A 12,360-nucleotide genomic window follows, 5' to 3' on the forward strand; every position below is an offset into this window, starting at 1 on the left:
GTGGCGGCGATGACCCGCGTGGGCGACGTGGTCGGGTGGCTCGAGGCGGCCTACCCGCCCGCGCTGGCCGAGGAGTGGGACCGCGTGGGCCTCAGCGTCGGCGATCCCGACGCCGAGGTGTCCGGCGTGCTGTTCGCGGTCGACGTGACCGACGCGGTCGCCGACGAGGCCGTGGAGCGCGGCGCCCAGCTCATCGTGAGCCACCACCCGCTGCTGCTGCGCGGCATCCACGCGGTGCGCGCCGACGAGCCCAAGGGGCGTGTCCTGATGCGGCTGATCCGCGCCGGGGTCGCCGTGTTCTCCGCGCACACCAACGCCGACGCCGGGACCGCCGGCGTCGCGGACGCCCTGGCCGACGCCGTCGGCCTGGTGGAGCGGCGTCCGATGCTGCCGGCGGAGGGCGCCGGGCTGGACAAGCTGGCCGTGTTCGTCCCGACCGGGGACGCCGACGCCGTCCAGGACGCGCTGTTCGCCGCCGGCGCCGGCCGGGTCGGCGACTACGCCGAGTGCTCGTTCCGCTCGGAGGGCACGGGCCAGTTCCGGCCGCTGGCGGGCGCGCACCCCACGCTGGGGACGGTCGGCGCGGTCGAGCGCGTCGAGGAGGTCCGCCTCGAGGTGGTGCTCCCCCGCGCGCGCCGCTCGGCCGTCCTGGCCGCCCTGCTCGCGGCCCACCCGTACGAGACCCCCGCCTTCGACCTGATCGAGCTGGTGCCCGCGGCGTCCGGCCTGGGCCTGGGGAGGGTGGGGCGACTGCCGCAGCCCGTCACCGCGGCCGCCCTGGCGCAGCGCCTGGCGCGGGCCGTCCCGGCGACCGCCGGCGGCGTCCGGCTCGGCGGGGACCCCGACCGGGAGATCAGCACCGTCGCGGTGCTCGGCGGCGCGGGCGACTCGCTGCTGGACGCCGCCCGGCGCCTCGGCGTCGACTGCTACGTCACCGGCGACCTGCGCCACCACCCCTCCCAGGACTTCCTGGCCCACGACGGCGCCCCCGCGCTGATCGACGTGCCGCACTACGCCGCCGAGTGGCTCTGGTTGCCCCACGCCGAGGAGCTGGTGCGCCGCCGGGCGAGCGCGGAGGGCGTCGAGCTCGCCACCCACGTCTCCACGCTGGTGACCGATCCGTGGGTGGCCGCCTTCCGCTGATGGAACCGGTTCCATAGACTTCGTTGTTCGATAGGATTATTTGCAGGCGCCGGCCGCGGCGCCCCGACGACGGAGAGCCATGATCCCCTACGCCAACCCGATCCTCGATTCCGATTTCCCCGACCCGGACGTCACCCGGTTCGGGGATTCGTTCGTCCTGGTCGCGTCGAGCTTCAACCGCACCCCCGGACTCCCGATCCTCACCTCCGACAACCTGGTCGACTGGAGCTACGCGAGCCACGCGCTGGCCGCCGTGCCCCCCGCCGTGGGCCACTTCGACCTCCCGCGCCGCGGCGGCGGCGTGTGGGCGCCGTCGATCCGCACGCACGAGGGCCGCCTGGTGGTCGTCTACCCCGACCCCGACCACGGCATCTTCGTGACGACCGCGCCCGCGCCGCAGGGTCCGTGGACCGAGCCGCACCTGCTGATCCCGGGCCAGGGGCTCATCGACCCGTGCCCGCTGTGGGACGACGACGGCCGCGCCTACCTGGTGTTCGGGTGGGCCCGCAGCCGCGCCGGGTTCAAGAACCGGCTCAGCGTCGTCGAGGTCGATCCGGGCCTGACGACGCCGATCGGCCCCCTCCGCACCGTGATCGACGGCGACGCGATCGAGGGCATGATCACCGTGGAGGGCCCGAAGTTCTACCGGCGCGACGGCTGGTACTGGATCTTCGCCCCCGCCGGCGGCGTGGCGACCGGGCATCAGGTCGTGTTCCGCTCCCGCTCGGTCTGGGGGCCCTACGAGCATCGCATCGTCCTGGAGCAGGGCGACAGCCCCGTGAACGGGCCGCACCAGGGCGGCTGGGTGACCGCGCCGGACGGCAGCGACTGGTTCGTCCACTTCCAGGACCGCGGCCCCTACGGCCGGGTCGTGCACCTGCAGCCGATGGGCTGGGGCGCCGACGGCTGGCCGTGGATGGGCGACGAGGGGACCCCCGTGCTGACGTGGCCGCGCGGCGCGGAGACCCGGCCCGCCTCGGCGGGCGAGCCCGATCGCGCCGACGACTTCACCGGCCCGCTCAACCCCGCCTGGCACTGGCAGGCGACGCCCGGGGCGGACTGGGCGCGCTGCGCCGGAGGCGTCCTGAGCCTCGAACTGGTGCCCCACCCCACCACCGAACTGCGCACCTTCCCGGGGATGCTGGGCCAGTCCCTGCCCGGCTACCCGTGCGAGGTCGAGGTCGAGGTCGACCTGGACGCCGACGCGCCGGACGGCTCGCGCGCCGGGCTCGCCGTGTTCGGCCACGCCTACGCGTTCGTCGGGCTGGAGCGCCGCGCCGGTGCGACGTACGCGATCCGGGTCAGCAGCGCCGAGCTGGGGGCCGAGACCGTCGAGGAGGCCGTCGCGTGCGCCGGACCCCTGCGGGTGCGGCTCGTGACGGACGCCGCCGCCCGGGTGACGCTCGGCGCGCAGGGTGCCGGCGCGGCGTTGCCCGAGGCGACGTTCCAGGCCACCGAGGCGCACTGGATCGGCTCGGACCTGTGCCTGTTCGCCCAGCGTCCCATCGGCACGCCCGCCGCGCGGGCGAGCTTCACGGGCTGGCGCCTCACGCGGATCTGAGCCGGCGGCGTCCCGGGCGGTGAGCGTCCGGGACGCCGGCGCGCCCGGTCAGGTCGCGCGGGTCAGTTCGTCGATCTCGTCGCGGTCCAGCAGCGCGTCCAGCAGCAACACCCGCAGGCCCAGCGTGAGGCTCTCCCCCGCCGGCAGCGTCAGGGGCCGGTCCCACGCCAGCGACGGCCCCAGGCCGGTGTAGTCGGAGGTGCGGCCGAACCACGGCCGCTCCTCGCCGGGCAGCTGGGTGAAGACGACGGTGAGCGGGTCCTGGGCGTTGACGCCGGCGACCCACGGGACGACGCGGCCGTTGATGGCGGGTTCGCCCTCGCCGTCGGGCGCGATCAGGCGCTCGACCCGGCCCTCGGCGAACCGCCAGAACAGCCCGGCGTACCCGGCGCCGGGGCGTCCCCGGACGCCCGGGCTGGAGAACGTGAGGTCGCCGCTGGACGCGGTGAGCACCGAGCGCCACGTGAGGGCCCAGCCGCCGCCGTCCGGCAGCAGCGACGCGGAGAGCTTCCGCTGCTCCTCCAGCAGCACCTCCCCGGTCTGGGTCAGCCAGGCGAGGCGCTCCTCCAGGGCGGCCTCGTCGCCCTCGACGACCCGGTGGTCCTGGACGATCTGCTGGCCGTGGTTGGGCAGCAGCGTCGCGCCCGAGCCCGGGACGTAGGTGCGGCCGCCCCAGAACGAGGTGCCGTTGACCTCCGGCGGCGCGAGCGAGAGGCCGTACTGGTGGCGGTGGTTCTCCGGATGGGCCGCCGTCACCACGCGGCCGCCCAGCGTCCGGAGGGGATGGAGGTACGGGCGACGGGCGTGCACCGTGGGCATGCCCGAGCCGTCGTGGTAGGCGGCCAACTCGAGGTCGCCGGCGAGCAGGGCCTCGCGCCCGGCGGTGGTGCGCCACTGCGGCGGGATCGCCGCGCGTCCGCGCTGCCTCTGGTGCGCCGCCCGGGACTTGGCGGCCGGGGCGGCCCCCGTGGAGTTACGCGCGACCAAGCGCGGGGCGAACGGGGCGCCGGCCGGCTGCTCCGAGCCCGTCAGCAGCCCGGCCAACTGCTGCCAGGCCAGGTCGCCCAGGGCGCGGTGCCCGACGCCCAGCGTGGTCAGCGCCGGCAGCGCGAAGCCGGCCAGGTCGATGTCGTCGAAGCCGACCACGGACACGTCGCGCGGCACGGAGACCCCGACCTGACCGAAGTGGCTCAGCAGGCCGAACGCGACCAGATCGTTGAACGCCACCACCGCGCTCGCGCCGGTGTCCAGCACCCGCGGCGCGGCCTCGAAGCCGTCCTGCATCTGGTAGCCGGCGCGCAGCGAGACGACCCGCAGGTACGGGTGGTCGGCCTGCACCTCCTCCCAGGCGTCGCGCCGGGCGCGGTCGCCTGAGCTCTCGGCCGGGCCGCCCAGGTAGACGATGTCCTGGTGCCCCAGCCCGATGAGGTGGTCGACGGCGATGTGGATGCCGGCGCGGTAGTCGATGGTGAGTCCGGGCGGGCAGACGGCGGAGCCGGCGGGGCGCCCGACCACGAGCGCCGGCTGGATCTCGGCCAGGGTGGGCACCAGCGCCTCGTCGGTGGCGCGCGGCGAGACCCACAGCACGGCGTCGCAGCGGGCGCGCGCGTCCCGGGCCATCTGCAGTTCGAGGTCGGGGTCGGGACCGGTCTCGGTGACCAGCACGCGGTAGCCGGCCGCCGAGGCCGACTCCATGATCCCCTCGACGATCCGCTGGAACATCGGGTTGCCGAGCTCGGGCACGAGCACGGCGATCGCCTGGGTGCGCCCCAGCGACAGCGAGCGCGCGGCGCTGCTGGGGTGGTAGGCCAGCTCGGACGCGACCCGCCGGACGCGCTCGGCGAGCACGGGGTCGACGGTGGTCTGGCCGTTCATCACGCGCGACACGGTCGCCGGCGACACCGCCGCGGCCTTCGCGACATCGCTGATCGTTACTCGGGCTCGTTCCGCCACAGTGGTGCTTCAGTCCTCACGCTCGGCGCCTCGACGTTGAGGCGACGGTTGCTCAGGCCTGCTCGATCTCCGTGCCGGCGGACTGGCTGCGGCGGAACCACTCGGGACCCATCACGATGAGCGCCACGACCGCAGAGATGGCGAGCGGAATGCCCAGGACTAGCGCGCCGATGTTCCACAGCGTCGGGTCGTACACCTCGGGCCAGCCCGGGACGGTGTGCGTTTCCAGTAGGGGGAACAGGGCGACATGCGACATGCGCGAAATGCTAGCGGACAACTGAGATAGATTGGTCCCTCGATCGGCGCGGGGTCTCCCGCGTCCGTTTCGAGTCGGAGGGGCAACCAGGTTGAGCGCAGCAGGCGACTCCCGGGTCATCTGGGACAGTGACGACATCTCCCGGGCGTTGAAGCGCATCGCCCACCACATCCTCGAGTCCAACAAGGGCGGCGACGACCTGCTGCTGCTGGGGATCCGCACCCGCGGCGTCCCCCTGGCGCACCGGTTGGGCGCGGCGATCGCGCAGGCCGAGGCCGACGTGCCGGTCGGGGAACTCGACATCACCATGTACCGCGACGACCTGCGGCGGAACCCGACGCGCGCGGTCGGCCCGACGCGGGTGCCGGTGTCGGTGGATGGCCGCACGGTGGTCCTGGTGGACGACGTGCTCTTCTCCGGACGCACCATCGCCGCGGCCATGGAGGCGCTGAAGGATCTGGGACGCCCGAAGGCGATCCGGTTGGCCGTCCTCATCGACCGGGGACGCCGCGAGCTGCCGATCCAGGCCGACTACGTGGGCAAGGACCTGCCCACCGCGCCCGACGAGCACGTCCGCGTCACGCTGGCCGAGACCGACGGCGAGGACCTGGTCACCATCGTCTCCGCGAAGGGGGCCTGATGCGTCACCTGCTGAGCGCGGCCGACCTGAGCCGCGACGAGGTCGTCTCGCTGCTGGACGTGGCCGAGGAGATGCACGAGGTGCAGCGCCGGCCCATCAAGAAGATCCCCGCGCTGCGCGGCCGCACCATCATCAACATGTTCTTCGAGGACTCCACCCGGACGCGTTCCTCGTTCGAGATCGCCGGCAAGTGGATGAGCGCCGACACCATCAACGTGTCCGGCAAGGGATCCAGCGTCAGCAAGGGCGAGTCCCTGCGCGACACGATGATGACCCTGGACGCCATGGGCGTGGACTGCTTCGTGATCCGGCACGGCTCCTCCGGTGCCGTCGCGCAGGCGGCCGGGTGGGTGAAGGCGCACGTCGTCAACGCCGGGGACGGCCAGCACGAGCACCCGACCCAGGCGCTGCTGGACGCCTACACGATGCGCCGCCACTTCCGCGACCAGAGGCTGGCGGAGGGCTTCGCCGGCAAGCGGATCGCCATCGTCGGCGACCTGCTGCACAGCCGGGTGGTGCGCAGCAACGTTCTGCTGCAGCGCACCCTCGGCGGCCAGGTCACCCTCGTCGCTCCCCCGACGCTGCTCCCGACCGGGGTGGAGCGCTGGGGCGTCAACGTCACCAGCGACTTCGACTCGGTGCTGGAGCGCGCCGACGTGGTCATGATGCTGCGCGTCCAGCGGGAGCGGATGTCGGGCGGCTTCTTCCCCACGGCGCGCGAGTACGCCACCGACTACGGGCTGACGCCGCAGCGGCTGGCCCGGCTCAAGCCCACCGCCGCGATCATGCACCCGGGCCCGATGAACCGCGGCGTCGAGATCTCCAGCGAGGCGGCCGACGCGGCCTCGTCCCGGGTGCTGGACCAGGTTTCCGCGGGCGTGGCCGTCCGCATGAGCGTGCTGTACCACCTGCTGGGTGGGGAAGGAGAGGCCCGATGAGCCTGCTGATCACCGGGGCCACCCTGGCCGACGGCACCACGACCGACCTGGCCGTCGCCGACGGCCGGCTGATCGATCCGGCCGACGCGCCGGCCGACGCCGAACGCATCGACGCCGCCGGGCTGCTGGCCCTGCCCGGTCTGGTCGACCTGCACGCGCACCTGCGCGAGCCGGGCCACGAGGACGCCGAGACGGTCGACTCCGGCACGCAGGCGGCCGCCCGCGGCGGCTACACCGCCGTGTTCGCGATGCCCAACCTCGACCCGACCACGGACACCGGCGAGGCGGTCGCCCACCTGCTGGAGATCGTCGCCCGCGACGCGCACTGCGAGGTCGTCCCGATCGGCGCGGTGACCAAGGGACGCGAGGGCACCGAGCTCGCCGAGCTCGGGCTGATGGCCGCCCGCGGCGTCACGATGTTCTCCGACGACGGCGCCTGCGTCGACGACGCGCTGATCATGCGCCGGGCGCTGACCTACCTCAAGCCGTTCGGCGGCGTCGTCGCGCAGCACGCGCAGGATCCCCGCCTGGCGGGCCCCGGCGCCTGCTGCCACGAGTCGGAGATCTCCGGACGCCTCGGGCTGCCCGGCTGGCCGAGCGTCGCCGAGTCGACGATCATCGCCCGCGACGTCCAGCTGGCCGAGTTCACCGGTGGGCGCTACCACGCCTGTCACATCTCGACCGCGGAGAGCGTGGACGTGATCCGCTGGGCCAAGAAGCGCGGCGTCGACGTCACCGCCGAGGTCACGCCGCACCACCTGCTGCTGGACACCCCGCACGTGGAGGGCTTCGACACCACCTTCAAGGTCAACCCGCCGCTGCGGACGTCCGAGCACATCGAGGCGCTGCGCGAGGCGCTGGCCGACGGCACGATCGACGTGGTCGCCACCGACCACGCGCCGCACGCGCAGCAGGACAAGGACCACCCCTTCGACGTCGCCTCCCCCGGCATGCTCGGGCTCGAGCAGTCGCTGGCGGTCGTCGTGGACGTCATGGTGAACTCCGGCCGCATGGACTGGGCGACCCTGGTCGAGCGGATGTCCGCCGCGCCGGCCCGGATCGGCCGGCTCGCAACGCAGGGGCGTCCGCTCGCGGTGGGCGAGCCCGCCCACCTGGTCCTGGTCGACCCGTCCCGCCGCGCGACCGTGGACCGGTCGGCGTCGGCGTCCCGCTCGCGCAACAACCCGTACCACGGCGTCGACCTCCCCGACCCGGTCCAGCTGACCGTGTGGCGGGGCGGTGTCACGTGGAGGCGCTGACCCCGACCCGCACCCCTGCACCGCCGCGCCCCGAGCCGCGCGTCCGGTGGCTCGCGCGCCGGCTCGCGCCGCTGGCGTACCTGCCGTTGTTCCTGGGCTGGTACTTCCTGCTGGAGGGCCGCCCCGCGGCGGGGATGATCGACGTGTCCAGCCCGCTGGACGCCCTGATCCCGTTCGACGAGCGCTGGATCGTGGGCTACCTCGCCTGGTTCGTGTACCTGCTCGGCTTCGTGGCGTGGCTGTACGTCAAGGACTGGCGCGCCGGCGCGGAGATCCCCCGCCTCGCCTTCTTCCTGATCGTCGGCATGACGGCGTGCCTGATCGGCTACACGCTGTGGCCCTCCACCCAGACGCTGCGTCCGGAGGTGTACCCGCGCCCGGGCCCGCTCACCGACCTCGTCGCCGGCCTGCAGGGCTTCGACGACCCCTCGAACGTCTTCCCGAGCCTGCACGTCTACACCTCCCTGGTGGTCGCGTTCTGCCTGGCGGCGAGCCGGTACGTGCGCCGCCGCTGGGTGAAGGCGGCCTCGTGGGCGTTGTGCCTGGTGATCGCGGCGTCCACGTGCTTCCTCAAGCAGCACTCGATCCTGGACGCCTTCGGCGCGGCCGCCCTGTTCGGCCTGGTGTGGCTGGCGTGGCGCGCCTGGACCCGGCGCGCGTGGACCCGGCGGCGCGCCGGAACGAGCCCAGCCCCCGCGAGCGAGTAACCGCCCCCGCACGCGACGAGCCGCCCCCGCTCGCGACAAGCCGCCCCCACTCGCGACAAGCCGCCCCCACTCGCGACAAGCCGCCCCCGCAAGCGACCAAACGCCCCCGTTCGGGTCAGTCGCCCCGTAGGAACGGGGGCAACTGACCTGAACGGGGGCAACTGGAACGGGAGCGCCCGTCAGCAGGCACTCAGCGCGCGGGCACGTCGGCGCGCCGACCGCACCGGCACGCAGCGCCCATGGCGCGCCTGCGCCCTTCAGCAACCGCATGCGCGTGCAGCGGGGCTCAGGCCGCGGCGGCCTCCAGCTCGCGGGCCAGCGCCAGGATCGACTCCCGGGCGCCGGCGTCGTCGATGCCGAGGTAGTCGGACGCCTTCGCCACCGACTCCTCCAGCGTCCCGGCGCCGATGGACGCGACCACGTCGGCCTTGGCGTCGTTGACCGGGGCGCCCAGACCGCGGGTGTGCAGCACCCAGGCGGCGACCGCCCGCTCGGCGCCGATGGGCTCGCCGCCCGCGGCGCGTTCCGCGTTCAGCGCCGGGACGATGCGGATCGGGATCTTCACCGAGCCGTCGGCGGCGATGCGGGAGAGCTGGTCCTTCATGCGCGGGTTGCCGAAGCGCTCCAGCAGCGCGGCGCGGTAGGCGTCCACCTCGGCGGCGGGCAGCGGCAGGTGCTTGGCGGCGACGTCCCACCACTGATCGACCCACCCGGCCACCACCGGGTCGCTGATCGCCTCGTAGACGGTCGGACGCCCGACGATGGTCGCCGCGTACGCCATCAGCGAGTGCGAGCCGTTGAGCAGCCACAGCTTGCGCAGTTCGTGCGGGGTGATGTCGTCGACGAACTGGACGCCGGCGTCCTCCCACGCGGGGCGTCCGGCCTTGAAGTCGCCGGCGATGACCCACTCGGTGAACGGCTCGGTGGCCACCGCGGCGGGGTCCTCGATGCCCCGGTCGGCGGCCAGCGCTTCGCGGGCCTCCTCGGAGATCGACGGGGTGATCCGGTCCACCATCGTCGTCGCGAACCCGACGTTGTCGGCCATCCAGTCGGACAGGGTGGGGTCCACGGCGGCGGCCAGCGAGGTGAGGACGCCCGCGACCATGTGGCCGTTGTCCGGGACGTTGTCGCCGGGCAGGAAGGTGATCGGGCCGGCGCCGGCCTCGCGGCGCGCCAGCAGGCCGGCCACGAACTTGCCGGGGGCGGTGGTCACCGCGGTGAGGTCGCCGGCCTTCAGGGCGGCCACGTCGGCCTGCACGGCCTCGGCGCTCAGGTCCACGCCGCCGTCGGCGCCGGGCAAGTAGCCCGCCTCGGTGATCGTGGAACTGACGATGGCGACCGCGGGGTCGCGGAAGTACTCGACGAACCGGGCGACGTCGCTGCCGCTGTGCGTGGCCGAGATCGCGCTGATCACCTCGTAGTCGTTGCCCTCGGGGTTCTGCACGATGAGCTCGTACAGGCCGTCCTGCTCGGCCATGGCCTCGGCCATCGCCACCGAGCGTCCGGTGAAGGCGGCGATCCCCCACTGTGCGGCGTCCGGCGCCTTCTCGGTGTACATGGCCTCGTGGGCGCGGAAGAAGTTGCCCAGACCGAGATGGACGATGCGGACGGGTGCGGCGGGCCGGCCGTCCTGGGCGCGGGTGAGTCGACGGGTCACGTCAAGGCCTTTCTGGTGCGGGCAACAAACCCTTGCAGCCTACGGTGGCGTCACTTGCCATCGCGGCAAACGGGCCGAACTGGACCATTGTTGGCAACCGGTGGCCGTAAGCTGGCAACCGATCTCACCACCACGCAGGAGGACGCCGTGACGCAGCACATCGCCCCACCCGTCGACACCATCGGCGGGCCGCACCTCACCGTGAGCGATGCCGAGTTGGACGCCTTCGTCGCCCGGAACTTCGCGGAGGTCGACTTCGACGGCAAGCGCGTCGTGCTGGTGGTGCCCGACGGCACGCGCAGCTGCCCCCTGCCGCTGCTGCTGCGCACCGTGCACCGCCACCTGATCGACCGGGTCGCGTCCCTCACCACGGTGATCGCCCTGGGCACCCACTCCTACATGGAGCCCGACGAGATCGACGCGTGGTTCGGCGTCGAGGCGGGCAGCACGCTCGCCGACACCTACCCCGGCATGACCGTGGTGAACCACGAGTTCCTCGACCACGACAAGGTCGTCACCCTCGGCACGCTCACCGCGGACGAGATCTCCGTGATGACCGACGGCATGGTCGCCGAGGACGTCGTGGTCGAGATGAACCGGTACGTCGCCGAGGCCGACATCAACCTGGTGATCGGCCCGGTCTTCCCCCATGAGGTCGTCGGCATCTCCGGCGGCAACAAGTACTTCATCCCGGGCTGCAGCACCCACGACGCGATCGACCTGTCGCACTGGGTGGGCGCGCTCATCGGCCTGGAGACCATGATCGGCACGCCGGGCATCACCCCGGTGCGGGCGATCATCGACGCCGGTTCGGCGATGATCCCCGGCCTGCGGCTCGCGCTCTGCCTGGTGGTGCAGTCCGGCTCCGGGGAGATCGAGTCGGTCTCGTTCGGCACCAGCGAGGAGTCCTGGGCAGCCGCCGCCGACGTGGCGTCGCAGACCCACGTGGTGTACGTCGAGGAGCCGTTCAAGAAGGTCATCGCGATGATGCCGACCCGCTACGACGACATCTGGACCGCCGCCAAGGGCTGCTACAAGATGCAGCCCGCGATGGCCGACGGCGGCGAGGTGATCATCTACGCCCCGCACGTCACCGAGGTGTCCGAGCAGCACCCCGAGATCTACGACATCGGCTACCACTGCATCGAGTACTTCACCAAGCAGTGGGAGAAGTTCTCCCACCTGCCCAAGGGCGTCCTGGCGCACTCGACCCACGTGCGCGGCACCGGCACCTACGACCCGGACACCGCCACGGAGCACAACCGGATCAAGGTGACGTTGTGCACCCAGATCCCCGAAGAGGTCTGCGCCTCGGTGAACCTCGGCCACCTGGCCCTGGAGGACGCCGACTTCGACGCCTGGAACGCCGACCCCGACGTCTTCGTCCAGGAGAACGCCGGCGAGGTGCTGTACCGCCTCAAGACCGACTGAGCCGACCGGCCGCCGTCCCACGGCGGCCGCCCCGTCCCGAGCACGAACACAGGCTCGATCGAGCACGACGAGCGCACCGCCCGGCGTCGCGGCCCACAGGCGAGCGCACCGCCCCGGGGGTCGCGGTCCGCCGCGATGGCCCACCAGCGCGCCGAGACGGCGCACCCGGCTGCCAGGCGACTGATCCATGGACCGGGCTCTCGGGACGGAACATCAACAACGGCGCACTCGCGCCCCGAATCCCCGGCATCCGCCCTTGTGGAGTCTCCGCAGATCGGCGCGAGTGCGCGATTCTTGATTTTCCTCGGTGGACAGCACCGAGACGGCCGGGCCCCTGGAGAGGTCGAAGCGTTCGGGTGTTCGCACAGCCGCGACGGCCCACCAGGGCGCCGCGACTGCGCACCGGGCCGCCAGGAAGGGATGCCGCGCCCGGGCTCTTGGGGCCGGAAATCAACAACGACGCACTCGCGCCCCGAATCCCCGGCATTTGCCCTTGTGGAGTTCCGCAGATCGGCGCGACTGCGCGATTCTTGATTTTCCTCGGTGGACAGCACCCCAGACAGCCCCGGCCGGCTGCAGGCGAAGCGTTCGGTGTCCGCACAGCCCGGGACAAGTGGCCGGCGCCACCAGGTCGCTCGTCTCGAACGCGTCCAGCTACGCCACGTCCCGCTCGGCTCTGCCGATCACCGCTCCATCAGCAGATCCAGCGCGTCACGTCCAGCAGGGCGCTCCCCAGTCGCCGGTTGCCCATGCGCCCGCGGGCGCCCTCGATCAGTCGCCGGTTGCGGGCCCATGCGCCCGCAGGCCTCGACACG

10 protein-coding genes are annotated in these 12,360 nt (G+C 73.0%); 7 read left to right on the forward strand and 3 right to left on the reverse strand.

All coding sequences use genetic code 11. The annotated features are described in order from the left end of the window. Positions 1-9: 9 nt before the first annotated feature. Together G7070_RS01315 and G7070_RS01320 are read left to right on the forward strand one after the other, a co-directional pair. Positions 10-1,143, forward strand: coding sequence for a Nif3-like dinuclear metal center hexameric protein (locus tag G7070_RS01315; protein WP_166231323.1), 1,134 nt, complete (start codon positions 10-12; stop codon positions 1,141-1,143). A 79-nt stretch (positions 1,144-1,222) separates the two neighbouring features. Then, the gene (locus G7070_RS01320) at positions 1,223-2,704 is read left to right on the forward strand and encodes a glycoside hydrolase family 43 protein (protein ID WP_166231327.1); all 1,482 of its coding nucleotides are present in this window, start codon (positions 1,223-1,225) and stop codon (positions 2,702-2,704) included. 48 nt (positions 2,705-2,752) lie between these two features. Here the strand turns inward: G7070_RS01320 and G7070_RS01325 are convergent, their stop codons facing one another. Beyond that, a complete protein-coding gene (locus G7070_RS01325; RefSeq protein ID WP_431977911.1) occupies positions 2,753-4,657 on the reverse strand; it encodes a DUF6807 family protein in 1,905 nt (634 codons plus the stop codon). Between the two features lie 52 nt (positions 4,658-4,709). Next, positions 4,710-4,913, reverse strand: coding sequence for a hypothetical protein (locus tag G7070_RS01330; RefSeq protein ID WP_166231333.1), 204 nt, complete (start codon positions 4,911-4,913; stop codon positions 4,710-4,712). Between the two features lie 91 nt (positions 4,914-5,004). Here G7070_RS01330 and pyrR point away from each other — a divergent pair, with 91 nt between their 5' ends. The 4 genes from pyrR to G7070_RS01350 are packed head-to-tail and all read left to right on the forward strand — an operon-like array spanning position 5,005 to position 8,457. Then, complete coding sequence (gene pyrR, locus G7070_RS01335) at positions 5,005-5,553, forward strand: bifunctional pyr operon transcriptional regulator/uracil phosphoribosyltransferase PyrR (protein ID WP_166231336.1); 549 nt, start codon at positions 5,005-5,007, stop codon at positions 5,551-5,553. Next, positions 5,553-6,491: an aspartate carbamoyltransferase catalytic subunit gene (locus tag G7070_RS01340; protein WP_166231339.1), complete on the forward strand. Its 939-nt coding sequence runs from the start codon at positions 5,553-5,555 to the stop codon at positions 6,489-6,491. The genes pyrR and G7070_RS01340 overlap by 1 nt, the downstream gene beginning before the upstream one ends. After that, positions 6,488-7,750: a dihydroorotase gene (locus G7070_RS01345; RefSeq protein WP_166231342.1), complete on the forward strand. Its 1,263-nt coding sequence runs from the start codon at positions 6,488-6,490 to the stop codon at positions 7,748-7,750. The genes G7070_RS01340 and G7070_RS01345 overlap by 4 nt, the downstream gene beginning before the upstream one ends. Next, on the forward strand, positions 7,738-8,457 hold the full coding sequence (locus G7070_RS01350) for a phosphatase PAP2 family protein (protein ID WP_166231345.1): 720 nt from the start codon (positions 7,738-7,740) through the stop codon (positions 8,455-8,457). Before G7070_RS01345 ends, G7070_RS01350 begins: the two co-directional genes overlap by 13 nt. Positions 8,458-8,743: 286 nt before the next feature. On the opposite strand, the gene G7070_RS01355 is transcribed toward G7070_RS01350, so the two are convergent. Next, a complete protein-coding gene (locus G7070_RS01355) occupies positions 8,744-10,114 on the reverse strand; it encodes a mannitol dehydrogenase family protein (RefSeq protein ID WP_246227207.1) in 1,371 nt (456 codons plus the stop codon). Between the two features lie 147 nt (positions 10,115-10,261). On the opposite strand from G7070_RS01355, the gene G7070_RS01360 reads away from it, so the two are divergent. Beyond that, positions 10,262-11,545: a lactate racemase domain-containing protein gene (locus G7070_RS01360; protein ID WP_246227208.1), complete on the forward strand. Its 1,284-nt coding sequence runs from the start codon at positions 10,262-10,264 to the stop codon at positions 11,543-11,545. Positions 11,546-12,360: the final 815 nt, after the last annotated feature.

Source organism: Propioniciclava coleopterorum (assembly GCF_011393335.1).
GTDB classification, from domain to species: Bacteria; Actinomycetota; Actinomycetes; order Propionibacteriales; family Propionibacteriaceae; genus Propioniciclava; species Propioniciclava coleopterorum.

Excerpts from the sequence above, each read along its gene's own strand:
- G7070_RS01320 (WP_166231327.1), top strand. The coding sequence starts at position 1,223 with ATGATCCCCTACGCCAACCCGATCCTCGATTCCGATTTCCCCGACCCG.
- G7070_RS01330 (WP_166231333.1), bottom strand. The coding sequence starts at position 4,913 with ATGTCGCATGTCGCCCTGTTCCCCCTACTGGAAACGCACACCGTCCCG.
- G7070_RS01345 (WP_166231342.1), top strand. The coding sequence starts at position 6,488 with ATGAGCCTGCTGATCACCGGGGCCACCCTGGCCGACGGCACCACGACC.
- G7070_RS01315 (WP_166231323.1), top strand. The coding sequence starts at position 10 with ATGACCCGCGTGGGCGACGTGGTCGGGTGGCTCGAGGCGGCCTACCCG.
- G7070_RS01340 (WP_166231339.1), top strand. The coding sequence starts at position 5,553 with ATGCGTCACCTGCTGAGCGCGGCCGACCTGAGCCGCGACGAGGTCGTC.